The organism is Bacillus sp. ABP14, from assembly GCF_001831375.1.
In the GTDB taxonomy this organism is placed as follows: domain Bacteria; phylum Bacillota; class Bacilli; order Bacillales; family Bacillaceae_G; genus Bacillus_A; species Bacillus_A paranthracis.
Genome location: NZ_CP017016.1, coordinates 4,087,255 through 4,112,901, shown reverse-complemented (window position 1 = coordinate 4,112,901; position 25,647 = coordinate 4,087,255). Strand labels below are relative to the sequence as shown.

The window sequence follows — 25,647 nt, the reverse complement described above, 5'->3', positions numbered from 1 at the left end:
GGGGGAGAAAGAAATATGAGTATTTTAGAAAAAGTACAACCGATTGAAACGATGTTACCAGAGCGTTATTACACGATGTCAACAGAAAACATGGAAAAGCGGGTTCGTGAAATTAAAGAAAAAATGGGGGAAACGCTATTTATTCCAGGACATCATTACCAAAAAGATGAAGTGGTACAATTTTCTGATGCGGCAGGAGATTCACTTCAGCTTGCGCAAGTTGCAGCGAGCAATAAAGACGCAAAATATATTGTATTTTGTGGTGTACACTTTATGGCAGAAACAGCAGATATGTTAACGACAGATGATCAAATTGTTATTTTGCCAGATATGCGTGCAGGGTGTTCGATGGCAGATATGGCAGATATAGAACAAACAGAAAGAGCGTGGAAAGAGCTCACAAAATTATTTGGGGATACGATGATTCCGTTAACGTATGTGAACTCTACGGCTGCAATTAAAGCGTTTTGTGGTCGTAATGGCGGAGCAACAGTAACTTCTTCTAATGCAAAACAAATGGTATCATGGGCTTTTACGCAAAAAGAGCGTCTCGTTTTTTTACCGGATCAACATTTAGGAAGAAATACAGCGTACGATTTAGGTATCCCGTTAGATAAAATGGCAGTATGGGATCCACATACTGATTCATTAGAGTACGATGGAGATATAGAAGAAATTCAAGTGATTTTATGGAAAGGGCATTGTTCAGTTCATCAAAACTTTACAGTGAAAAATATAGAGAATGTACGGAGAAATCATCCGGATATGAATATTATTGTACATCCGGAATGTTGCTACGAAGTTGTAGCTGCTTCGGATTATGCAGGTTCAACGAAATACATTATTGATATGATTGAAGCGGCTCCATCCGGAAGTAAATGGGCGATTGGTACAGAAATGAATTTAGTGAACCGAATTATTCAACAACATCCAGATAAAGAAATTGTTTCACTTAACCCCTTTATGTGTCCATGTTTAACAATGAACCGAATTGATCTGCCGCACTTATTATGGGCACTTGAAACGATAGAAAAAGGAGAAGAAATTAACGTTATTAGCGTAGATAAACAAGTGACTGAAGAGGCAGTTCTTGCATTAAATCGTATGTTAGAGCGTGTGTAAAGCAGCGGATTCCCGTTGCTTTTTTTCGTACATATAATCATAACGAGAACAAAATGGGCATACATTGTTTTGAAGAAATCATTGCGATTATCTTATACTTATTCCGCTTCTAATGATATCGAAAATCGAAGAAGTGATACAAGTGAAAAGAGGTTAACGTTATTTAGAAAGGGTTACTTCATGAGATTTGTTACTTATAGATAAGTTATACAGGAGGGGGAAAATTTGAAAATTCATATCGTGCAAAAAGGGGATACCCTTTGGAAAATTGCGAAAAAGTACGGAGTGGATTTTGATACGTTGAAAAAAACAAATACACAACTTAGCAATCCAGATTTAATTATGCCAGGTATGAAAATTAAAGTACCATCAAACAGTGTACACGTAAAACAGCATGCTGGAGCAGGTTCAGCACCTCCAAAACAATATGTAAAAGAAGTGCAACAAAAAGAATTTGCAGCAACGCCAACGCCGCTTGGAATAGAAGACGAGGAAGAAGTTACGTATCAATCAGCACCAATTACACAAGAGCCTGCCATGCAACAAACACAAAAAGAAGTGCAAGTAAAACCACAGAAGGAAATGCAAGTGAAATCACAAAAAGAAGTACAGGTAAAACCACAGAAGGAAATACAAGTGAAGCCACAAAAGGAAGTACAGGTGAAACCGCAAAAAGAGGTGCAAAAAGAACAGCCAATTCAAAAAGAAAAACCAGTTGAAAAACCGTCAGTGATTCAAAAACCACCTGTTATAGAAAAACAAAAACCAGCGGAAAAAGAAAATACGAAGTTTTCGGTAAATGTGTTACCACAGCCGCCGCAACCACCAATAAAAACGAAAAAAGAATATAAAATTTCAGATGTAATTAAAAAAGGAAGCGAGTTAATTGCTCCTCAAATTACTAAAATGAAACCTAATAACATTATTTCTCCGCAAACGAAAAAAGATAATATAATATCACCGCAAGTAAAGAAAGAAAATGTAGGAAACATAGTGTCACCGCAAGTAAAGAAAGAAAATGTAGGAAACATAGTGTCACCGCAAGTAAAGAAAGAAAATGTAGGAAACATAGTGTCACCGCAAGTAAAGAAAGAAAATGTAGGGAACATAGTGTCGCCGCAAGTGAAGAAAGAAAATGTAGGAAACATAGTATCACCACAAGTAAAGAAAGAAAATGTAGGAAATATAGTGTCACCAAATGTATCGAAAGAAAATGTAGTTATTCCGCAAGTAAAACCACCAAATATTCAAGTGCCAAACATCATGCCAATCATGGATAATAATCAGCCACCAAACATCATGCCAATTATGGATAATAATCAGCCACCAAACATCATGCCAATCATGGATAATAATCAGCCACCAAACATCATGCCAATCATGGATAACAATCAGCCACCAAACATGATGCCAATTATGGATAATAATCAGCCACCAAACATGATGCCAATTATGGATAATAATCAGCCACCAAACATGATGCCAATCATGGATAACAATCAGCCGCCAAACATGATGCCAATTATGGATAATAATCAGCTACCAAACATGATGCCAATTATCGATAACAATCAAATGCCAAATATGATGCCAATCATGGATAACAATCAACCGCCGAATATGATGCCATATCAAATGCCGTACCAACAGCCTATGATGCCGCCGAATCCGTATTATCAACAACAAAATCCATATCAAATGCCATATCAGCAAGGAGCACCGTTTGGACCGCAATATACGTCTATGCCAAATCCAAATATGATGCCGATAGATAATAATATGCCGCCGCTCGTGCAAGGAGAGGAAGATTGTGGATGCGGAGGAGAGAGTAGGCTATATAGTCCGCAACCTGGAGGGCCACAATACGCGAATCCTTTATATTATCAACCAACTCAATCAGCATATGCACCACAGCCAGGAACGATGTATTATCAACCAGATCCGCCAAATGTATTTGGGGAGCCAGTTTCAGAAGAAGAGGATGAAGAAGTTTAAAAAAGGTGGGATTATTCCCACCTTTTTTGTATGTAGATTCATTCCGGAAACGAAAGATTTACACCAAATGTTAGAAAATCCCCAGTGAAATATTAACAGTGTAAAAACCTTCTCTGTTACTCATCATAAGAGGGAGCTTTTCAGAAGAGAAGCTCATTCTAACAGAGGGGGTTTTTGTATTGAATACGAAAGTAAAAGTGATTGCTGCTTCTTTGTTAGTTACTAGTGCATTAGCTGCATGTGGTACACCAAAAGATAACAATGCAATGGATGGACGTAACTACAATTACGAGCGTACATCTTATAATGATACACACCAGTATCGTGATAATGTGGCGCGTAACGATCGTTATACAGACTATGTGACATATAGAAATGGTCGTAACGATACAGGATACAACTATTACCGTGATGTAAATTACAACGGTCAAATTGCTAATCCGCATCCAACACGTAATATTACAATGAACAATTCATACATTAACAATGATGGTAAAACTGCAGAAAGAATTACGAATCGTGTGAAACGTATGAATAACGTAGACCGCGTGTCTACAGTTGTATATGGAAACGATGTAGCGATTGCAGTAAAACCACGTAACACGGTGACAAATGAAACGGCGATGGCGAACGAAATTCGTCAAGCTGTTGCAAATGAAGTTGGAAACAGAAACGTATATGTTTCTGTAAGAAATGACATGTTTACTCGTGTCGATGCAATGAGTACACGCTTGCGTAACGGTACAGTTACAAACGATTTTAATCGTGACATAGTAAATATGTTCCGAGACATTCGTTACGGTTTAACAGGTACTATGCGATAGTAAAATAAAAGAGGAAGGGGTTGCCCTTCCTCTTTATTGCTTAATGTATGGATTTGAGCTCTATATGATTTATCTATAGAGTGCTTCTTCAAGCATTTTTTCACCATCTTCTTTTATTTTATCGGGATTGCTTTTATAATAGGAATCCCATTGGTTATACTCTTTACATTCATCGCTATTTAAAAATTCTGGGCAACCGTTACTTGAGGAAGATTTAGAGCTATTAGTATTGTGTTCTGAATTATTATTTTCGCTGGAAGTATCGGTATCATATTCAGAATAGGTGTTATTAGCGGAATCATCATCCTCGTTTTCTTCATCATTAATAGAATCGGTATTAAGATATGAATCGGTTTCATAAATATCATCTTCTATTGAATCATTTGAGCAACTTGATAAGATGAACAGAGATACAATAAGTGAGGTTAATGTTAGCAGTTTGTTCATAATAACTTTCTCCATTTCTATTTTAAAATTTGATTAATCAATTATTACATTTAATGGGTCCTAGTTCCATATAAACCCATTGAAAATGAATAGAAAATATATATAGAATAAATGCAAAAAAAAGATAATTTAAATTAGCTTGTTTTTTAGTTTTATTAATGTTATATTAGCAAAGCGATGAGCTAATTTACGTAAGACGAGAGATATGCTTAAGTGCTAAACACGCGAATGTGGTCGCCTGGTCTCTCGCCGTAAACGCATCAAGACGCCTGCTTTGCAGGCGTCTTTCATTTTATATAAAACAAATGCTAATGCAGATAAGGAGAAAACTTTATCTGCATTTTTTTATTTTGGAGAGAAATGTAATACGGTCATTTATATGGATAAAACCCCCATTTCCGGAAAAACTACTAATGAAAGTATGATCTTGCCTAAAAGAGGTGAACGGAAATGAAATGGATACTGATTGCGATGCAAGCTTTCGTTATGATGTTTTGTTTCGTTTATGGAACGAATGCGAAGGCGGAAGGGCCAGTACCAGAAGTAACAGAGAAAGACCCTCAAGTTACAATTTTATTAGAGCGAATGTATGTTGATGGAGAAGTAAGTGAGGAAATCTTTACAGAAAAAGTAGCAGACTTAGAAAAGTTTTTACAGCAGTATAAAGAATGGCAGCTCGTTGATCGTGATGATGTACAAATCGTATTACAAAAGAAAGTTGACGATATTTCTCCGTTATTAAAAACGAGCGGTTATTTTGGAGTGTCAGAGGAAGGGATATTACAAATTTTCAAAGGTGTACCGAAAAACGATAATGCGATTCATTCCTTCTTTCAAATTGATATGAAAAAGCTTGAGAGTTATGAGCGTGCGAAATTGAAACGTGGTATTCGTATTAAATCAAAAGAAGGTTTTGTGAAGACGATTGAAAAAATGAAACAATATGCAGTGCAAAATAAGAAAAAAAGCAGCTCATGGTGAGCTGCTTTTTTTCTTATTTATTTTTATCTAAAATTTGTTTTGCGATTTCATCGATTAGCATATCTTTTCCGATTGGATTGAAAGCTTTTGTATTGAAGATTTCGTTTGATACTTCATATACATGATTGTTTTTCACAGCTTTATTGTCTTTCCAAACGGCACTGTTTTTGTAGTCTTCGTAAACTTTATCAGCTTCGCCGCCAAAGTTTACAACGAACATTTGGTCAGGTTGGAATGCAACAAGACCTTCTAGCGATACTTGCGCCATCGTTTGTTTTAAATCTGTACCTTTTGTTGCTGGGAGTTTTAAGTCGTTAAAGATGATGTCACCGTACCCGAAGCTACCGTATACACGGAAGTTTTGTGGTGTAACTGCGATGAACATAAAGCTCTCATCTTTTGTTTTCTCCTTAATCTTTTTAGATAAAGAGTCGGCTTTTTTATCGTAGTCTGCAATCCATTTGTCGGCTTTCTTTTCTTCGTCAAATAGTTTACCTACTTCTTTAAACTTACCGCGCCAGTCTTCTAAGTTTGTTTCTAGAACAATTGTCGGTGCTACTTTTTCTAGTTGATCATAAATTTTTAATTGACGATTGTTCAAAATAATTAAGTCTGGTTTTAAAGCAGTAACAGCTTCTAAATCAACTTTAGGTGCCCAATACCAACCTACTGCTTTTACTCCGTCTAGCTTTTCTGTCAAATGCTTTTGGATTTTATCTTTATATGTATTTGCTGTACCAACAGGTTTGTGTCCAAGAAGTAATAATTCTTCTGTTGAACCAGATAAATCAACAATTCTCTTTGGATTTACTGGAATTGTAGCTTCCCCTTTAGCGTGTTTTACAACTTTTGTTTTCGGTTGTTCTTTTGCTTTTGATTCTTCTTTTTGAGAAGAACAGCCAACGATAGAAAGAACAACTAGCATAATAGTAAATAAAATAAATAGCTTCTGTTTCATCCTGATGTAACCCCTTTAATTAGTATTGATAATCATTATCGACTTCTGTATATTAATGTGCTTTAACCTTTCTGTCAATGAAAATAACAGAAGTTTCAAATAGAGAACATTTGTTGGGGCAGTCTCGCTTTTCTATCATTAAATATGTTAAAATGGAATACATGATTTAAGAGGGAGAGATTGTATTTTGTTTGAATATGTTACAGGTTACGTGGAGTATGTAGGACCGGAATATGTCGTAATTGATCATAATGGAATTGGTTATCAAATTTTCACACCGAATCCGTATGTATTTCAAAGAAGTAAGCAAGAAATCCGTGTCTATACATATCATTATGTGAGAGAAGATATTATGGCGCTTTACGGGTTTAAAACACGTGAAGAGCGTTTATTATTTACAAAGTTGTTAGGTGTGTCTGGTATTGGACCAAAAGGCGCTCTTGCAATATTAGCTTCTGGTCAAACAGGACAGGTCGTTCAAGCGATTGAACATGAGGACGAGAAGTTTTTAGTGAAGTTCCCGGGCGTAGGAAAGAAAACAGCGCGCCAAATGATTTTAGATTTAAAAGGAAAACTAGCAGACGTTGTACCAGATGCATTTGTTGATTTATTCTCAGACGAAGAACGTTTTGATGAGAAGAAAGGTTCGTCAGCTGAGCTTGATGAGGCGCTGGAAGCTCTGCGCGCACTTGGATACGCGGAACGAGAAGTTTCTCGCGTTGTACCAGAGTTATTAAAAGAATCATTAACGACGGATCAGTATATTAAAAAGGCACTTAGTCTTTTACTAAATGGTAAGAGGTGAGTATAATGGACGAACGTCTCCTTTCAGGGGAATCTGCATATGAAGATGCGGATTTAGAATATTCATTACGGCCACAGACGCTCCGTCAGTATATTGGCCAAGATAAAGCGAAACATAATTTAGAAGTGTTTATTGAAGCGGCGAAAATGCGTGAAGAAACGTTAGATCACGTGCTTTTATATGGACCACCAGGACTTGGTAAAACGACGCTTGCAAATATTATTGCCAATGAAATGGGCGTAAATGTTAGAACAACTTCAGGTCCAGCAATCGAAAGGCCAGGAGATTTAGCAGCTGTATTAACATCGCTTCAACCAGGGGATGTATTATTTATTGATGAAATTCATCGTTTGCATAGATCAATTGAAGAAGTACTATATCCTGCGATGGAAGATTTTTGCCTTGATATTGTCATTGGAAAAGGACCGTCAGCAAGGTCTGTACGTTTAGATTTACCGCCATTTACATTAGTTGGAGCAACGACGCGTGCGGGAGCGTTATCAGCGCCGCTTCGTGACCGTTTCGGTGTGCTTTCAAGATTAGAGTATTATACAGTAGATCAGCTTTCTGCGATTGTTGAACGTACAGCAGAAGTATTCGAAGTTGAAATTGACTCGTTAGCCGCACTAGAAATTGCAAGACGTGCTCGTGGTACACCTCGTATTGCGAATCGTTTATTACGACGTGTACGAGATTTCGCACAAGTTCGTGGTAACGGAACGGTTATGATGGAAATTACACAAATGGCGTTAGAACTACTGCAAGTAGATAAATTAGGTCTAGATCATATTGACCATAAATTATTGCTTGGTATTATTGAGAAGTTCCGTGGTGGTCCAGTTGGATTAGAAACGGTTTCGGCAACGATTGGAGAAGAATCTCATACGATTGAAGATGTGTATGAGCCGTATTTATTACAAATTGGCTTTTTACAACGAACGCCAAGGGGTCGAATTGTAACGCCACTTGCATATGAGCATTTCGGAATGGAGATGCCAAAAGTATGACGGAGATGCCAAAATTGCTTATTACAGCAGGGATCTTACTTATCGTTGTTGGCTTAGCTTGGAAGTTCATTGGAAGACTTCCAGGCGATATTTTTGTGAAAAAGGGAAACGTTACCTTTTATTTTCCTATCATTACATGTATTGTGTTAAGTATTGTATTATCTTTTATTATGTATATAATAAATCGATTCAAATAAGAAATAGGTGGATATAGTTATGGATATTAATCTGTTTGATTTTCATTTACCAGAAGAACTTATTGCACAAGTCCCATTAGAAGAGCGTGAAACATCAAGATTAATGGTGTTAGACCGTGAAACAGGCGATATTGAGCATAAACATTTTACAGACATTCTTTCTTACTTACATGAGGGGGATTGCTTAGTTTTAAATGAAACGAAAGTAATGCCTGCTCGTCTGCATGGTGTGAAAGAAGATACAGGCGCACACATTGAAGTACTTCTTTTAAAACAAGAAGAAGGCGATAAGTGGGAGACGCTTGTTAAGCCAGCGAAACGTGTAAAAGAAGGAACTGTTATCTCTTTTGGCGAAGGAAAATTAAAAGCAACTTGCACAGGAACTGCAGATCAAGGTGGACGTCAGCTTGAATTTTCATATGACGGCATCTTCTATGAAATTTTAGATGAACTTGGAGAAATGCCACTTCCTCCATATATTAAAGAGACGCTAGAAGATCGCGATCGCTATCAAACAGTATATGCGAAAGAAATCGGTTCAGCAGCAGCGCCGACTGCAGGACTTCATTTTACAGAAGAGTTACTGGAAAAGTTAAAACAAAAAGGCGTTGAGTTAGCATTTATTACACTTCACGTAGGGCTTGGAACATTTAGACCAGTTTCTGCTGATACGATTGAAGAGCACCATATGCACGCAGAATATTACCATATGTCTGAAGAGACGGCGGCATTATTAAACCGTGTAAGAGAGAATGGTGGACGTATTATTACGGTAGGTACGACTTCAACTCGTACGTTAGAAACAATTGCGACAGATCATGACGGCAAGCTTTGTGCTGCTTCTGGCTGGACAGACATTTTTATGTACCCAGGTTACGAATTTAAAGCAATTGATGGTTTAATTACAAACTTCCATTTACCGAAATCAACATTAATTATGCTTGTAAGTGCATTTGCAAACAGAGATAATGTACTTCATGCTTATAATGAAGCAGTAAAAGAAAAATATCGTTTCTTTAGCTTTGGTGATGCAATGTTCGTTGCCTCTCACGCTAAAATGGGAAACAAATAAAAGGAGTAAATTATGACAGCAATTCGTTATGAATTTATTAAAACTTGTAAACAAACAGGTGCCCGTTTAGGACGTGTACATACGCCACACGGTTCATTTGATACACCAACATTTATGCCAGTTGGTACGCTTGCAACAGTTAAGACAATGTCACCAGAAGAATTAAAAGCAATGGATTCTGGCATTATTTTAAGTAATACGTATCATTTATGGCTACGTCCAGGTCACGAAATCATTCGTGAAGCAGGCGGTTTGCATAAATTTATGAACTGGGATCGTGCAATCTTAACGGACTCTGGTGGTTTCCAAGTATTCAGTTTAAGTGACTTCCGTCGCATTGAAGAGGAAGGCGTTCATTTCCGTAACCACTTAAATGGAGATAAATTATTCTTATCACCAGAAAAAGCGATGGAAATTCAAAATGCATTAGGTTCAGATATTATGATGGCATTTGATGAGTGTCCACCATTCCCAGCTACTTTTGAATATATGAAGAAATCTGTAGAGCGTACAAGCCGCTGGGCAGAGCGTTGCTTAAAAGCACATGAACGTCCACAAGATCAAGGTTTATTCGGTATTGTACAGGGTGGGGAGTTCGAAGAGCTTCGTCGCCAAAGTGCAAAAGACCTTGTTTCAATGGACTTCCCTGGTTACGCGGTAGGTGGTTTATCTGTAGGTGAGCCGAAAGATATTATGAACCGTGTACTTGAGTTTACAACACCACTTCTTCCAGATAATAAGCCACGTTACTTAATGGGAGTAGGTTCTCCTGACTCGTTAATCGATGGTGCAATTCGTGGTATTGATATGTTTGACTGCGTACTTCCAACTCGTATCGCTCGAAATGGTACATGTATGACAAGTGAAGGCCGTCTAGTTGTCAAAAATGCGAAATTCGCAAGAGATTTCGGTCCGCTTGATCCAAACTGTGATTGCTATACATGTAAAAATTACTCTCGTGCGTACATTCGTCACTTAATGAAATGTGATGAAACGTTCGGAATTCGTTTAACGTCTTATCACAACCTTCATTTTCTGTTAAACTTAATGGAGCAGGTGAGACAAGCTATTCGTGAAGACCGTCTTGGCGATTTCCGCGAAGAATTCTTTGAACAGTATGGCTTTAATAAACCGAATGCTAAAAACTTCTAATACATAATTTAAAAGGAGGAACAAAAGATGAATCCAGGTATGATGAATATCGTTATGATCGTTGCGATGTTTGCGATTTTCTATTTCTTATTAATTCGCCCGCAACAAAAACGTCAAAAAGCAGTTGCTCAAATGCAAAGTGAGTTAAAAAAAGGTGATGCTATCGTAACAATCGGTGGCTTACACGGTACAATTGAATCAGTAGATGAGACAAAAATCGTTATTAAATCTGGTGGTTCACACTTAACTTTCGATCGTAATGCGATTCGTGAAGTTGTGAAAAACTAATGAGGAAGGCCCTGCATGAAATGTGCAGGGCTTTTTTTTTTAGTTATTTTGTTTGGACATATTTACACCGAAAATGCCACCAAGTGTACTCGCGCCCATTAATGCTAATTGGTAAAGTAACTGCGAGTTCGATAAAGTTTGAGAGAAGCCTAAATAGTTAACTAGAAAAACAAGTATAGTGAATGTAAGTCCTGTTGTGAAGCCTACTAGCCAACCTTTCCCTTGTGCTTTTTTGCCGGCAGTAAACCCGGATATAAGCATAGATAAAAGTGCTAGTATAAAAATAGTAACAGCTAATGTTCCTTCATTCATATCTGTAAATTTTAATAAAAGAGCCATAATCATGCTAGTAACTGTTGCGAGAATTAATAGGATAACGATACCGAAGCCGATTGCAGTTGATAATTTTTTCGTTCCATCCATTTATACATTCCCCCTTTTTAATACAAGCATATTTTCCTTTTGCCTAAGTTAGACTATTTTCTTTTTTATAGGGGAGTCTATACGTAAAAAGGAGATGTAAAAATGGAATGGGTATCAATCATTGGCCGGACGATGCTTTTGTATATCATCATCTTAATTATTTTTCGTCTTATGGGTAAACGTGAAATTGGAGAGCTAAGTGTATTAGATTTAGTCGTATTCATTATGCTTGGTGAAATGGCAGTAGTCGCAATTGAAAATACCGATAAATCACTTTGGCACCAATTAGTTCCGATGACTTTTCTTATGTGTATACAAATTATTTTGTCAGTTATTTCGTTAAAGTATCAACGCTTTCGGCATTTAATAGAAGGTGAGCCAGCCATTCTTGTAAATGCAGGAAAGATTGATGAAAAGAAGATGAGAAAGCAACGTTATAATATAGATGATTTAATGATGCAATTAAGGGAACAAGGAGTTGGAGACATCCGGGATGTAGAATACGCTATTTTAGAACCATCTGGGAAGTTATCTGTCTTTCAAAAACAAAAAGGCGGGCAGGATGCATTGCAGTTTACTCTCCCTCTTATTATCGATGGCGAAATTCAATCGAATCATTTACAAATGATTGAACATACAGACGAGTGGCTTGTTGAAAAATTAAAAAACTTAGGCTATAACGATGTAACACAAATTTTATACTGTAGTTTTCAAAATGGGAAATTTTTTGTTGATTTGAAAGAAAACTAGAGGCTTACTATATGGAATAGTAAGCCTATTTACTTCAAAAATGAAAGTTTTCGAATGATAGGGAGACGACTTAACTCTTCTTTTCGAATGAGCTTGAAAATGAAGAGGAGCACAATATAAACGAGTGTTGTTAAAGTGATTTCCCATAATGTTTGTACGCCAAGTGAATGAGAGAAAACTATATACTTATGAAGGTAAAAACCGAAGGAGCCTGCGATACCGATGGCAAGTCCGCCAAAAATATAGTCTTTTGCGTAAATGGTAAATGTAATTTTCTTTAAAACAGTAGCATAATGAAGAAATGTTACTGTTACGATATTTGCTGCAATTGCAAGGGCAACCCCCATCATTTGAAACTCTGGCCTTGAGGCTAGCACGAAAATAACAATTAATTTCACGATTGCACCAATAAACGTATTCATCATGGCCGCACGTGCTAAGTTTAAAGCTTGTAAGACAGAGGTAAGTGGACTTTGAAAATAATGAAATAAAAAGCAAGGTGCAAGAAGCTGGATGAACGCTGTTGCACTATCCGATCCATACATAAGATTTAAAACAGGAGAAGCAAATACGTATAATATAACGACTGACCACCCGCCAGTAATGAGTGAGATTCGAAGAGCTTGTTGTAAGCGGTGTTCTACTAATTTATGTTGTCTTTTTGCCATTGCCTCGCTAATAGATGGAACGAGTGCTGTCGAAAGAGCGTATGTAATAAAGGCTGGTAGTGAAAGAAGCGGGAATGCATACCCGTTTAATATACCGTATTGCTGAGTTGCGACAGAGGCAGCAACGCCGGCAATCGCTAAGCTTTGCATAACGACGATAGGTTCAAAAAAATAGGAAACGGAACCGATTAAACGACTTCCTGTAGTTGGAAGTGCAATATCCATAAGAGAATAAAATGTCCCCTTGCTTTCCTTTACGGTAGTGAAAAATCCAGAGCGTATAGATAAATGTTTTTCACGCTGGAATAAAGTGAGTAAAAATAATAACGATGCCACTTCACCGAGAACGGCTGATAACATAGCACCAGCTGCAGCATATTCTACGCCGTAAGGTAAAAATAATTGAATACATATAGCGATAATTGTAATGCGGACAATTTGTTCTATCACTTGGGCGTAAGCGCTAGGTTTCATATTTTGTTTCCCTTGGAAATAGCCACGTAAAACAGAAGAAACAGCAATAACAGGAACGACAGGCAAAATGGCCATTAATGGATAGTACGTTCGTTCATCAGTTAATAATGTTTTTGCTAAAATAGGTGTGAGGAGCATAATTCCAATTGTTAAAATGATACTAATAACAGATGTAACAGCTAATGATACTGTTAATATTTTTTTAACTTTTTGTTTATCATTCACAGCTTCTGCTTCTGCTACAAATTTTGCGATTGCGACAGGAAGACCGATTTGTGTTAATGTAATTGCTAGAATAAATGTAGGGACGGCCATCATATAAAGGCCAACGCCTTCTTCTCCTAAAATACGTGCCATTACAATACGATTAATAAATCCTAGAATTTTGGTAATAAAGCCGGCTATCATTAAAATAAATGCGCCTTTTAAAAAGCTTTGTCTCGTCATGGTCTTCTCCTACCTTCTCAAAATCAGTGGAATGATTTACAATAATTTATATGCACGTACGAGACAAGAATGACAAGCATTTAAGAGAGTACTCTTGAAAGTAGTTATTGCTGTCCATTAGAGCGGGATTAAAAGCGACTTTTCGTGCTGAAATAAGAAGGAGATGTTATATATGTTAGATAGAGAGGCTTTGGTAGAATCATACCGCGGACAGTTACAAGTCGTTTTAGAAAGTAAAGTAGAAGAGTTCCAAATGTTCGGCTACGACCGAGTAACAGATGATGACATTTGGAAGTTTCTTAAAGTGAAAAAGTGGAAGAAGATAGACGGTGACGTTAGATTGTATGAATTAGTTAATGACGTATTAACAGTAACAGCTAATGAATATATGACGTATTTAACTGTTGAAGCATATCAAGCCCCGCTTTGGTCATTTGATGAATATGAAAATAAATAACCGACTGCAATTGGTTTGTTCTTCCTTTTGCAGTATAATGATAGGTATTGATAATGAGAAAATAATTATGTCTAAGATCATATATAAAGGAGGTAGTGAAGAGAGAAAACAAATAATGAAAGTGTAGGTAATGTGAAAAACTTACTGACACAGCTGGTGAGGAACTAGCAAAATTATAGAAAGGAAGTCTACTAACTAGACGTATGCACACGTGTGAAGGTGAATCGTAAAAGATTTATTTGAAGTGTTAGTAGCGGAAAGAGGGTACATATGGCAAAGCGTGGTACGAGAATTGCCGCCTTTTTCCTCATCGTTTTATTAATCGGTGGAGTAATTGGTGCGGCAGGAAAAGACATAGCAAAAGGAATTAGTCTAGGACTAGACCTTCGCGGTGGTTTTGAAATTCTGTATGAAGTAAAACCAGCCAAAAAAGGTGACAAAATCGATCGAGACGTACTTGTAAGTACAGTAGGTGCTCTTGAGAATCGTGTCAATGTTCTCGGTGTAAGTGAGCCGAACATTCAAATCGAAGGGCAAGATCGAATTCGTGTACAGCTTGCTGGTGTACAAGATCAGCAAAAAGCACGTGAAATGTTATCAACACAAGCGAAATTAACATTCCGTGATGTAGATGACAATCTTCTTATGGATGGAACGGATTTAAAAGGTGGCGGAGCGAAGCAAACATTTGATGAGCAAGGCCGTGCGAGTGTAGGTCTTACACTAAAAAGCGCTGAAAAATTCCGTGAAGTAACTGAGAAAATTTCAAAAATGCCACCACCAACGAATTTAATGGTAATTTGGCTTGATTTTGAAGAAGGAAAAGATTCGTACAAAGCAGAATCTGCAAAACCGAATCCGAAGTTCTTATCAGCAGCAACAGTAAACCAAGTGTTTAACCAAGCTGAAGTATCTATCGTAGGTGGAAACTTTACAGTTGAAAGCGCGAAACAACTTTCATCTTTATTAAATGCAGGTGCACTTCCTGTTGATTTAAAAGAAATGTATTCAACATCTGTTGGAGCGAAGTTTGGTCAACAAGCGTTAGAGCAAACAATTTTCGCTAGTGCGATTGGTATCGCTCTTATTTTCTTATTTATGCTTGTATTCTACCGTTTACCAGGACTTGTAGCGGTTATTATGTTAGGTTTATACATTTTCGTTACATTACTTGTCTTTAACTGGATGCATGCAGTTCTTACGTTGCCAGGTATTGCGGCGTTAGTGCTCGGGGTAGGTATCGCGGTTGATGCGAATATTATTACGTACGAGAGACTGAAAGAAGAGCTGAAAATTGGTAAGTCAATGATGTCGGCATTCCGTGCTGGTAACCATCGTTCATTAGCAACCATTTTAGATGCGAACATTACAACACTTGCAGCAGCTGGTGTATTATTCGTTTATGGTAATAGCTCTGTAAAAGGGTTCGCAACAAGTTTAATCGTAAGTATTTTAGTCGGTTTTATTACGAACGTATTCGGTACTCGTTTCTTACTAAGTTTACTAGTAAAGAGCCGTTACTTCGATAAAAAACCAGGATACTTTGGTGTGAAGCAAAAGGATATTATTCCATTAACAAAAGGTGTAGTACATCCACCAACGAAATTTGATCGTATTAATTTCGTAAATGTCGGTCATAAATTCCTTATCTTCTCGATTGTAGTTGTAATTGCAGGTGCAATTATCTTGCCAATTTTCAAATTGAATCTTGGTATTGACTTTGCGAGTGGTACACGTATCGACTTGCAATCAAAACAAGCAGTTACTGTGTCTGATGTTCATAAAGATTTTAAAGAGTTGAACATTGATGTGAAGGAAGAAAATATTGTACCGACTGGAGATGACAATAAAGGATTCGCAGTTCGTACATTAGGTGTTCTATCAAAAGATGAAATTGCAAAAACAAAAACATTCTTCCACGATAAATATGGTACAGATCCAAACGTAAGTACAGTTTCACCAACAATCGGGAAAGAAATTGCACGAAATGCATTTATCGCAGTATTAATCGCTTCTGCGGTTATCATTTTATACGTAAGTATTCGATTCCGATTTACGTACGCATTATCTGCAGTACTTGCATTATTACATGATGCGTTCGTTATGATTGTTATATTTAGTATTTTCCAATTAGAGGTAGACTTAACGTTTATCGCTGCAGTGTTAACAATCATCGGTTATTCTATTAATGATTCAATCGTTACATTTGATAGAAACCGTGAATTATACAAACAGAAAAAACGAGTTCGCGATATAAAAGACTTAGAAGAAATCGTAAATGCAAGTATTCGCCAAACGCTTGGTCGTTCGATTAACACCGTATTAACAGTGTTATTCCCAGTAATTGCACTGCTTATCTTCGGTAGTGAGTCACTACGTAACTTCTCGTTTGCGTTACTAGTTGGATTAGTTGTAGGTACGTATTCTTCTGTTTTCGTTGCTTCTCAAATTTGGTTAATGCTTGAAAACCGTCGTTTGAAAAAGGGCAAAAACAAGAAAAAGGTTGAGAAAGTAGAATCTGAACCGCAAGTATAGAAAAGATGATGTCTCTTTATGAGGCATCTCTTTTTTCGTTTGTGGATACAATAAGATAGTTACTTTGAAATGATGAAATGGAAGAAAGTGGTGATGTTATCGCTGTTTTTGTTACAATAAAGTGAAACTTTAATCAGTGGGGGTTTTCTTCATCCCCCCACTGATTATTAGCCTTCACCAATCGGACTTTTATGGGCAGTTGATCCCCCACCTAAATTTTTTGCTTTCACTGAATTTTGAGGTAGGGGTCTTACTGCCCATTAAAGTGGGATAAAAAGATAGGTTAAGAAAAGAAGGGATTTTAATGATGGAAAAAGATGAACGTTTTAAACAGGCCGAGTTTGGTGCTATTGTCGGGATCGTTGGTAATATTATATTAGCGATTATAAAGGCGGTAATTGGTTATATTGGGAACAGTAAAGCGCTATTAGCAGATGCGGTGCATTCTGCATCAGATGTAATTGGTTCGCTAGCTGTACTGTTTGGGTTACGAGCAGCAAAGCAGCCGCCCGATGAAGATCATCCGTATGGTCATGGTAAAGCGGAATCGATTTCAGCGATTATTGTTGCAGTATTATTATTTATTGTGGGAATCGAGATAGCGATTTCGTCCATAAAAGCTTTTTCGCAGGAACTAGAACCACCGAAAGGGATTACAATTTTTGCTGTCGTTCTTTCAATTATCGTGAAAGAGGGAATGTTTCAATATAAATTCCGATTAGGGAAAAGGGTAAATAGTGATGCAATTATTGCAAATGCATATGAGCACCGTTCAGATGTGTTTTCTTCAATTGCAGCTTTAATCGGTATTTGTGCAGCGATTATTGGTGGTAAGTTCGGGTTAGATTGGCTTGTATATGCCGATCCAATTGCAGGATTATTTGTTTCACTTCTTGTTGCAAAAATGGCATGGAGTATTGGGGCAGAAGCAATTCATGCAACGCTTGATCATGTTCTTCATGAGGAAGATGTTGTTCCGCTTAGAGAAGCAGTACTTCAAATAGATGGTGTGAAAAAAATCGGTTCGTTATATGCGAGGGAGCATGGTCATTACGTTATTGTAGATATTAAAGTTTCTGTAGATCCATATATTACTGTAGAAGAAGGGCATCGCATTGGAAAGCATGTGAAAGAAACGCTTATGCTGCAAGATAACGTACAAAATGTATTTGTACATATAAATCCGTATTCTCCAAATTAAACATTAGTAACATTTTAGTATACAGATATTACATCGTAGTTTGCATTATATTGTCACCCCTTAATCTGTCTTGTATAATGAACAGGTTAAGGGGTGATTTCGTGTTACAACCGAAGACGCGTTGGAAAGAAAAAGAATATAATAGCGAGCGAGTGAGTGAATTAGCAAGTAAATTACAATTATCACCACTTGTCGTTTCGTTATTCCTCGGTAGAGGACTAGATACAGAAGATAAGATTTTAGATTTTTTAAATACAGAAAATCAAGAATTTCATGATCCATTTTTATTAGAAGGAATGGATAGAACGGTAGAACGTGTAAATAAGGCGATTCAAAATGGAGAGCAAATATTAATATTTGGTGACTACGATGCGGACGGAGTAAGTAGTACAACTGTTTTATATATTGCCTTACAAGAATTAGGTGCAGACGTAGAATTTTATATCCCAAACCGTTTTACAGAAGGTTATGGACCGAATGAAGAAGCATTTCGTTGGGCGCATAGCGCAGGATTTTCACTCATTATTACTGTCGATACTGGTATCGCAGCTGTACATGAAGCGAAGGTAGCGAAGGAACTTGGGATAGATCTAATTATTACAGATCACCATGAGCCACCACCACAATTGCCAGAAGCACTTGCGATTATTCACCCGAAATTAGATGGCGGTGTGTATCCGTTTCACTATTTAGCGGGCGTTGGTGTTGCGTTTAAAGTTGCACATGCACTACTGGGCCGTGTACCAGAACATTTATTAGAAATTGCAGTAATTGGTACGGTAGCCGATTTAGTATCACTTCACGGTGAGAATAGATTGCTAGTGAAGCGCGGTTTAAAACATATGCGCATGACGAAAAATATCGGACTAAAGGCGCTATTTAAAGTTGCTAACGTTTCGCAAAGTGAAATTACAGAAGAGAGCATTGGCTTCTCAATCGCACCTCGTATTAATGCAGTTGGACGTTTAGAAGATGCTACGCCGGCTGTACATCTTTTATTATCAGAGGATCCCGAAGAAGCGAAAGAGCTGGCTGAAGAAATTGATGAGCTGAACAAACTGCGAAAAGATATTGTAAAGCAAATTACAGAAGAAGCTATCGCTGAAGTGGAAACGAATTTCCCTCCTGAAGACAATAAAGTATTAGTGCTTGCAAAAGAAGGATGGAATCCAGGTGTAATTGGAATTGTCGCTTCTAAATTAGTTGAACGTTTTTATCGTCCAACGATTGTATTATGCATTGATCCTGTAAAAGAAACTGCAAAAGGTTCAGCGCGTAGTATTGCAGGATTTGATTTGTTTGCAAACTTGTCAGATTGTAGAGAGTTATTGCCGCACTTCGGAGGACATCCGATGGCAGCGGGAATGACGCTACATATGAATGATGTAGATGAATTACGCCGCCGTTTAAATGAACAAGCAGATACAATTTTAACAGAAGAAGATTTTATTCCAATTACAGCTGTCGATGCTTTTTGCAAAGTGGAGGACGTAACACTTGCAGCAATTGAAGATATGCAAAAGTTAGCGCCATTTGGTGTTGGAAATCCAAAGCCACGTATTGCAGTGAAAGATGCGGAGTTAGAAAGTATTCGTGCAATCGGATCAGATGGTTCTCATTTAAAGATGTCTCTTCGTGATGGACAAGCAACATTGGATACAATTGGATTCGGTTTTGGTGCGTACGCGAAAGAAATTTCTCCAGTTGCAAAAGTCTCTGTAATTGGGGAAGCGTCTATTAATGAATGGAATAATTTTAAGAAGCCGCAATTAATGGTGCAAGATATTGCTGTAGAGGCATGGCAATTATTTGATTGGCGTAGTATGCGTAACGTAGAAGCAAATTTAGCAGAACTTCCGAAAGAAAAAATCACGATGTTGTATTTTTCTAAAGAGGTATTGAATAAATTTTCTTTAGAAGACTATAAAGAGCATATGATGCATGCATCAGAAGTAACCGAGTTAGATGAGCAATACATCGTATTACTTGATTTACCAAAAGGAACAGATGAATTACGAGATCTATTTAAAGTTGGGTTCCCATCGCGAATCTATACGCTATTTTATCAAGAGAATAATCATTTATTTAGCACTGTTCCAACGAGGGATCACTTTAAATGGTACTATTCATTCTTGAGCCAAAAATCACCATTTTCTTTAAGACAATATGGAGAACAACTATGTCAACATAAAGGTTGGTCAAAAGATACAGTAAATTTCATGACACAGGTGTTTTTTGAGTTAGAATTTGTTACAATAAAAGATGGCGTCATTTTTATGGCAGACAAAAAACAAAAGCGTGATTTAATTGAATCGAACACATATCGTGAGAAAATGAACCACTTACAATTAGAAAAAGAATTGGTTTATAGCACATATCAGCAACTATATACATGGTTTGAAACGATTCGTAATCATAAAGAAGTAGAACAGTTAGGGTAAAGGATTTGTATTTACAAACCTTTTAGATCTGAGGAGGATTCAGAAATATGGATTTCAAGCAACATATCGCAATTGTACCGGATTATCCGAAAGAAGGTATCGTGTTTAAAGACATTACACCGTTAATGAACGACGGTAAAGCATACAAAGCAGCAACAGATGCAATCGTTGAGTATGCAAAAGAAAGAAACATTGATCTTGTAGTAGGACCAGAAGCGCGTGGTTTCATTATCGGTTGCCCAGTTTCTTATGCATTAGAAGTAGGATTTGCGCCAGTTCGTAAATTAGGAAAATTACCACGTGAAGTAATTACAGTTGACTACGGTAAAGAATATGGTAAAGATGTTTTAACAATCCATAAAGATGCAATTAAACCAGGTCAACGCGTATTAATTACAGATGACTTATTAGCTACAGGTGGAACAATTGAAGCGACAATTAAGTTAGTTGAAGAGCTAGGCGGAGTTGTAGCAGGAATTGCATTCTTAGTAGAACTTACTTACTTAGATGGTCGTAAAATGTTAGATGGTTACGATGTATTAGTATTAGAAAAATACTAATCACTATATAGGTAAAACTACGGTGATAAAAAGTACCCGTGAATCTCTTGGAGAGGAGCGGGTACTTTTGTATAATTGAACAAAAAATTATAGTGAAATGTCAGTAAAATCTTTTCCTTTTCACAATTCACAATCATTGGGTTATAATGATAGAATATAATTTATTCTATTTAATAAAGATAAAGTCAATTTTCAATAAAAGGTGATTCGATGGCAAATGAGCAGGTACTAACAGCTGAACAGGTACTCGAGAAAGCAAGTCAATATTTAGTGGATGAAGATATTGAGCTAGTAGCACGTGCCTATGAATATGCACGCGATGCGCATAGCGAACAATACAGAAAATCGGGTGAACCATACATTATTCATCCAATTCAAGTTGCAGGTATTTTAGTTGATTTACACATGGATCCAGCTACAGTATCAGCAGGTTTCTTACATGATGTAGTAGAAGATACAGAGATTACATTAGAAGATATTGAACGGGAATTTAATAAAGAAATTGCTATGCTTGTTGATGGTGTGACAAAGCTTGGAAAGATTAAATATAAATCTCATGAGCAACAACAAGCAGAAAACCATCGCAAAATGTTTATTGCAATGGCTCAAGATATTCGAGTTATTTTAATTAAACTAGCCGATCGTCTTCATAACATGCGTACATTGAAACATTTGCCTCAAGAGAAGCAGCGTCGCATTGCGAATGAAACGTTAGAAATCTTTGCACCTTTAGCACATAGACTCGGAATTAGTACTATTAAATGGGAGCTAGAGGATACTTCACTTCGCTACTTAAATCCACAGCAATATTATCGTATTGTAAATTTAATGAAGCGTAAACGTGCAGAACGTGAAGAGTATTTAGAGGAAGTAATGACTGGTATTCGTGAGAAATTAGATGAAGTTGCAATTCAACCTGAAATTTCTGGAAGACCAAAACATATTTACAGCATTTATCGTAAAATGGCACTGCAAAATAAACAGTTCAATGAAATTTACGATTTATTAGCTGTACGTGTCGTTGTAAATAGTATTAAAGATTGTTATGCAGTACTTGGAATTATTCATACGTGCTGGAAGCCGATGCCAGGTCGTTTTAAAGATTATATTGCAATGCCGAAAGCAAACCTATATCAATCTCTTCATACGACTGTAATTGGGCCGAAAGGTGATCCGCTTGAAGTGCAAATTCGTACGAAAGAAATGCATGAGATCGCAGAATTCGGGATCGCGGCACACTGGGCGTATAAAGAAGGAAAAACAGCAGAAACAGCAGGTACATTAGAGAAGAAACTTACATGGTTCCGTCAAATATTAGAATGGCAAAATGAAGCTTCTAATGCAGAAGAGTTTATGGAGTCATTAAAAATTGATTTATTCTCTGACATGGTATTCGTCTTTACACCGAAAGGCGATGTAATGGAATTACCACTTGGATCTGTTCCAATTGACTTTGCATATCGTGTGCATTCAGAAATTGGAAATAAAACAATTGGTGCAAAAGTAAACGGGAAAATGGTGACGCTTGATTATAAATTAAAAACAGGTGACATCATTGAGATTTTAACATCGAAACATTCGTATGGACCAAGTCAAGATTGGGTGAAACTTGCTCAAACATCTCATGCAAAAAACAAAATACGTCAATTCTTTAAGAAGCAACGTAGAGATGAAAATATTGAAAAAGGCCGTGAACTTGTTGAGAAAGAAGTGCGTAGCCTAGAGTATGAGATGAAAGAAGTATTAGCTCCTGACAATTTAAAACGAGTTGCTGAAAAATTCAACTTTGCAAATGAAGAAGATATGTTTGCGGCAGTTGGATATAATGGTATCACTGCATCGCAAATTGTTACGCGACTAACGGACAAGTTCCGTAAGCAACGTGAAGAAGAAGAGATTGTTGAAGTTAAAGAAGTTCGTAAACCGATGAAAATTCGAAAATGGGATTCTGGCGTTAAAGTAAGTGGTGCAGATAATTTATTAATTCGTTTATCAAAATGCTGTAACCCAGTACCTGGTGATGATATCGTTGGGTATATTACGAAAGGCCGAGGCGTATCGATTCACCGCCGTGACTGTGTAAATGTTCATACAGAAGAAGCTATAGAACGTTTATTAGAAGTAGAGTGGGAAGGTAGCCCTGAAAAAGAAATTGAGTATAACGTTGATATTGAAATTTCAGGTTACGATCGTCGTGGTTTATTAAACGAAGTATTACAAGCTGTTACAGAGACGAAAACGTACATTTCGGCAGTTTCTGGTAGAAGTGACCGTAATAAGATGGCGACAATTAATATGTCAATCTCTATTCGTAACTTACAGCACTTGAAAAAAGTAGTAGAACGCATTAAACGTGTTCCAGAAATTTATGCAGTACGACGCATGATGCATTAATAGGGAGTGTAGAAAAGATGAGAGTTGTTTTACAACGATCAAAGGAAGCGTCTGTCACAGTAGACGGTGAGATCGTAGGACAAATTCCGTTCGGTTTAACATTACTAGTTGGCATTACGCATGAAGATACAGAAAAAGATGCAACTTACATCGCAGAAAAAATTGCGAACTTACGTATTTTTGAAGATGAGAGCGGAAAGATGAACCATTCTGTACTCGATGTAGAAGGACAAGTTCTATCCATTTCGCAATTCACATTATACGGAGATTGCCGCAAGGGAAGACGTCCAAACTTTATGGATGCTGCCAAACCTGACTATGCAGAGCGTTTATATGATTTCTTTAATGAAGAAGTACGTAAGCAAGGATTGCATGTAGAAACAGGGAAGTTCGGGGCAATGATGGATGTTTCTTTAATCAATGATGGTCCGGTGACCTTAATTGTAGAAAGTAAATAGTGTTACTTAAAAAGAGAGGATGATATCATCCTCTCTTTTTTTATACATTGTTGTATGTTTTGTTCATTTATCCCGCTATTTGGATTCTTATTTTTAGAATTAATAGCTGTTTCAGTTATGTATAACTCTTTAATCAATATGGAACAATAAAAAGTAAAACATCCATATTGAATGTGAGGGATATACGTATGCGTATGAATGAAAAAGGGCATTCTGTTACAAATGGTGCAAATCAACTGTTTAACGTAAATTTTCATGATTTTATTTCAAAAGAGCAAAACAATACTTCGATGGAGCTTGCTTCTGAGTTTGGGATTTCTCTTCAAGATGTAAAGCGTCTAAAGAAGCAGATTGAACGCTCTTAGAGCACTTGACAATCCTACTGAACAAACGTATAGTAATTTTATATTTACATATGAATATAACCTTTGATAGAGAAGAGTAAATGAGACACACATGGAAAGAGAAGAAATGTCTTAGGCTGAAAACATTTCTACATGATGACTGATTGAATGACACTCTAGAGGTTTCAACTTGAACGGCGTATACGCTTAGTAGGGATGAACGCACATTTAAGCGTTATTAAAAAAGTGGAAGCATACGTGCTTCAATTAGGGTGGCACCACGGGTATAATACTCTCGTCCCTACTGTTCAAACAGTAGAGGCGGGAGTTTTTTTATTTTTATTAAGATTAAAACAATTTGAGGAGGAACTGAATATGTCTATTCAAATCCCACGCGGAACACAAGATATTCTTCCAGGTACTGTTGAGTTATGGCAGTATATCGAAGGGCAAGCACGCGAAATTTGCCGTCGTTACAATTATAAAGAAATTCGTACACCAATTTTTGAACACACTGAGCTATTTTTACGTGGTGTCGGTGATACGACAGATATCGTACAAAAAGAAATGTACTCATTCCAAGATCGTGGAGAGCGTAGTTTAACATTACGTCCAGAAGGTACTGCACCTGTTGTACGTTCTTACGTTGAAAATAAAATGTTCGGTGACGCAACACAACCGACGAAATTATACTATATCGGCCAAATGTTCCGTTACGAAAGACCACAAGCAGGTCGCTATCGTCAATTCGTACAATTTGGTATTGAAGCAATCGGCAGTAACGATCCTGCAATTGATGCAGAAGTAATTGCACTTGCTGTAGAGTTTTACCGCGGCATGGGCTTAAAAAATATTAAAGTTGTATTAAACAGCTTAGGTGATGCAGTAAGCCGTCAAGCACACCGTGATGCGTTAATTGCACACTTCGAGCCACGTATCGGTGAGTTCTGTTCTGACTGTCAATCTCGTTTAGAAAAGAACCCTCTTCGTATTTTAGATTGTAAGAAGGACCGTAACCATGAATTAATGGGAACGGCACCATCTATTACAGAATACTTAAACGAAGATTCAGCAGTATACTACGAAAAAGTTCAAGAACTATTAACGATGATGGATGTTCCATTTGAAAAAGATCCGAACTTAGTACGTGGTTTAGACTACTACCAACACACTGTATTTGAAATTATGAGTGAGGCAGAAGGTTTCGGTGCTATTACTACATTAAGCGGTGGTGGACGTTACAACGGACTTGTACAAGAAATCGGTGGACCAGAAATGCCAGGTATCGGTTTTGCGATGAGTATTGAACGTTTAATTATGGCACTAAAAGCTGAAAACATTGAATTGCCAATCGAACATAGCATTGATTGTTACGTTGTAGCGCTTGGTGAAAAAGCAAAAGACCATGCTGCGAAAGTTGCGTTTGATCTTCGTAAAGCTGGATTATCAGTTGAAAAAGATTATTTAGATCGCAAAATGAAGGCACAATTTAAATCAGCAGATCGTCTAAAAGCGAAATTTGTAGCTGTATTAGGGGAAGATGAGTTAGATAAAGGTATCATCAACTTAAAAGATATGGCAACAGGCGAACAAGAAGAAGTAGCATTAGATGTCTTTGCTTCATACGTAGCAGAGAAATTAATATAG

General features: G+C 37.1%; 23 protein-coding genes, 1 pseudogene and 1 other annotated feature. Of the genes and pseudogenes, 20 read left to right on the top strand and 4 right to left on the bottom strand.

All coding sequences use genetic code 11. The features are described 5' to 3' along the window. Positions 1-15 precede the first annotated feature (15 nt). The 3 genes and pseudogenes from nadA to BGI23_RS21385 all read left to right on the top strand — a co-directional run bounded on the left by nadA (position 16) and on the right by BGI23_RS21385 (position 3,941). Positions 16-1,122: a quinolinate synthase NadA gene (gene nadA, locus BGI23_RS21395; protein WP_000025313.1), complete on the top strand. Its 1,107-nt coding sequence runs from the start codon at positions 16-18 to the stop codon at positions 1,120-1,122. Positions 1,123-1,347: 225 nt separating this feature from the next. Next, positions 1,348-1,504: pseudogene (gene safA, locus BGI23_RS28995) on the top strand (SafA/ExsA family spore coat assembly protein); the annotation flags it as partial. Between the two features lie 1,792 nt (positions 1,505-3,296). Beyond that, positions 3,297-3,941 carry a YhcN/YlaJ family sporulation lipoprotein gene (locus BGI23_RS21385; RefSeq protein ID WP_044793739.1) on the top strand — a complete coding sequence of 215 codons (645 nt, stop codon included), beginning with the start codon at positions 3,297-3,299 and terminating at the stop codon, positions 3,939-3,941. Positions 3,942-4,010: 69 nt separating this feature from the next. Here the strand turns inward: BGI23_RS21385 and BGI23_RS21380 are convergent, their stop codons facing one another. Further along, positions 4,011-4,388 (bottom strand): hypothetical protein, encoded by a 378-nt coding sequence (locus tag BGI23_RS21380; protein ID WP_044793741.1) that lies wholly within the window; start codon positions 4,386-4,388, stop codon positions 4,011-4,013. 450 nt (positions 4,389-4,838) lie between these two features. Here BGI23_RS21380 and BGI23_RS21370 point away from each other — a divergent pair, with 450 nt between their 5' ends. After that, a complete protein-coding gene (locus BGI23_RS21370) occupies positions 4,839-5,369 on the top strand; it encodes a BofC C-terminal domain-containing protein (protein WP_070806873.1) in 531 nt (176 codons plus the stop codon). A 13-nt stretch (positions 5,370-5,382) separates the two neighbouring features. Here the strand turns inward: BGI23_RS21370 and BGI23_RS21365 are convergent, their stop codons facing one another. Beyond that, positions 5,383-6,327, bottom strand: coding sequence for an iron-hydroxamate ABC transporter substrate-binding protein (locus tag BGI23_RS21365; protein WP_070806872.1), 945 nt, complete (start codon positions 6,325-6,327; stop codon positions 5,383-5,385). Positions 6,328-6,514: 187 nt separating this feature from the next. Between BGI23_RS21365 and ruvA the strand changes: the two genes are divergently transcribed. The 6 genes from ruvA to yajC are packed head-to-tail and all read left to right on the top strand — an operon-like array spanning position 6,515 to position 10,848. Continuing rightward, entirely contained in the window at positions 6,515-7,132 is a 618-nt protein-coding gene (gene ruvA / locus BGI23_RS21360; RefSeq protein WP_000464508.1) for a Holliday junction DNA helicase RuvA, read from the top strand. Positions 7,133-7,137: 5 nt separating this feature from the next. Next, positions 7,138-8,139: a Holliday junction branch migration DNA helicase RuvB gene (gene ruvB / locus BGI23_RS21355; protein WP_070806871.1), complete on the top strand. Its 1,002-nt coding sequence runs from the start codon at positions 7,138-7,140 to the stop codon at positions 8,137-8,139. Then, a complete protein-coding gene (locus tag BGI23_RS21350; RefSeq protein WP_000138162.1) occupies positions 8,136-8,336 on the top strand; it encodes a DUF2905 domain-containing protein in 201 nt (66 codons plus the stop codon). Before ruvB ends, BGI23_RS21350 begins: the two co-directional genes overlap by 4 nt. A 19-nt stretch (positions 8,337-8,355) precedes the next feature. Further along, positions 8,356-9,408 (top strand): tRNA preQ1(34) S-adenosylmethionine ribosyltransferase-isomerase QueA, encoded by a 1,053-nt coding sequence (gene queA, locus BGI23_RS21345; protein ID WP_000354031.1) that lies wholly within the window; start codon positions 8,356-8,358, stop codon positions 9,406-9,408. Between the two features lie 12 nt (positions 9,409-9,420). Next, positions 9,421-10,560: a tRNA guanosine(34) transglycosylase Tgt gene (gene tgt, locus BGI23_RS21340; RefSeq protein ID WP_000125362.1), complete on the top strand. Its 1,140-nt coding sequence runs from the start codon at positions 9,421-9,423 to the stop codon at positions 10,558-10,560. A gap of 27 nt (positions 10,561-10,587) precedes the next feature. After that, a complete protein-coding gene (yajC, locus tag BGI23_RS21335; RefSeq protein WP_001068066.1) occupies positions 10,588-10,848 on the top strand; it encodes a preprotein translocase subunit YajC in 261 nt (86 codons plus the stop codon). A gap of 39 nt (positions 10,849-10,887) precedes the next feature. On the opposite strand, the gene BGI23_RS21330 is transcribed toward yajC, so the two are convergent. After that, positions 10,888-11,271, bottom strand: a complete 384-nt coding sequence (locus BGI23_RS21330; RefSeq protein WP_014893502.1) for a TIGR04086 family membrane protein — start codon at positions 11,269-11,271, stop codon at positions 10,888-10,890. 102 nt (positions 11,272-11,373) lie between these two features. On the opposite strand from BGI23_RS21330, the gene BGI23_RS21325 reads away from it, so the two are divergent. Then, positions 11,374-12,021: a DUF421 domain-containing protein gene (locus tag BGI23_RS21325; protein WP_000455382.1), complete on the top strand. Its 648-nt coding sequence runs from the start codon at positions 11,374-11,376 to the stop codon at positions 12,019-12,021. Between the two features lie 29 nt (positions 12,022-12,050). On the opposite strand, the gene spoVB is transcribed toward BGI23_RS21325, so the two are convergent. Then, positions 12,051-13,610, bottom strand: a complete 1,560-nt coding sequence (gene spoVB / locus BGI23_RS21320) for a stage V sporulation protein B (RefSeq protein WP_070806870.1) — start codon at positions 13,608-13,610, stop codon at positions 12,051-12,053. Between the two features lie 172 nt (positions 13,611-13,782). Here spoVB and BGI23_RS21315 point away from each other — a divergent pair, with 172 nt between their 5' ends. From BGI23_RS21315 to hisS, 9 genes are all read left to right on the top strand, one after another. Then, positions 13,783-14,067 (top strand): post-transcriptional regulator, encoded by a 285-nt coding sequence (locus BGI23_RS21315; RefSeq protein ID WP_000886977.1) that lies wholly within the window; start codon positions 13,783-13,785, stop codon positions 14,065-14,067. Between the two features lie 270 nt (positions 14,068-14,337). Beyond that, positions 14,338-16,602 carry a protein translocase subunit SecDF gene (secDF, locus tag BGI23_RS21310; protein WP_001119060.1) on the top strand — a complete coding sequence of 755 codons (2,265 nt, stop codon included), beginning with the start codon at positions 14,338-14,340 and terminating at the stop codon, positions 16,600-16,602. A 307-nt stretch (positions 16,603-16,909) separates the two neighbouring features. Further along, the gene (locus BGI23_RS21305) at positions 16,910-17,803 is read left to right on the top strand and encodes a cation diffusion facilitator family transporter (protein WP_014481757.1); all 894 of its coding nucleotides are present in this window, start codon (positions 16,910-16,912) and stop codon (positions 17,801-17,803) included. Positions 17,804-17,904: 101 nt separating this feature from the next. After that, the gene (recJ, locus tag BGI23_RS21300) at positions 17,905-20,244 is read left to right on the top strand and encodes a single-stranded-DNA-specific exonuclease RecJ (RefSeq protein ID WP_070806869.1); all 2,340 of its coding nucleotides are present in this window, start codon (positions 17,905-17,907) and stop codon (positions 20,242-20,244) included. A gap of 47 nt (positions 20,245-20,291) precedes the next feature. Next, entirely contained in the window at positions 20,292-20,804 is a 513-nt protein-coding gene (locus BGI23_RS21295; protein ID WP_000346219.1) for an adenine phosphoribosyltransferase, read from the top strand. 210 nt (positions 20,805-21,014) lie between these two features. After that, positions 21,015-23,198, top strand: coding sequence for a GTP diphosphokinase (gene relA / locus BGI23_RS21290; protein WP_001262814.1), 2,184 nt, complete (start codon positions 21,015-21,017; stop codon positions 23,196-23,198). 17 nt (positions 23,199-23,215) lie between these two features. Further along, a complete protein-coding gene (locus BGI23_RS21285) occupies positions 23,216-23,656 on the top strand; it encodes a D-tyrosyl-tRNA(Tyr) deacylase (protein WP_001266956.1) in 441 nt (146 codons plus the stop codon). A gap of 188 nt (positions 23,657-23,844) precedes the next feature. Beyond that, a complete protein-coding gene (locus BGI23_RS28470) occupies positions 23,845-24,021 on the top strand; it encodes a hypothetical protein (RefSeq protein ID WP_001242605.1) in 177 nt (58 codons plus the stop codon). A gap of 54 nt (positions 24,022-24,075) precedes the next feature. Beyond that, positions 24,076-24,306, top strand: a binding site (T-box leader). Between the two features lie 69 nt (positions 24,307-24,375). After that, complete coding sequence (gene hisS, locus BGI23_RS21275) at positions 24,376-25,647, top strand: histidine--tRNA ligase (protein WP_070807322.1); 1,272 nt, start codon at positions 24,376-24,378, stop codon at positions 25,645-25,647.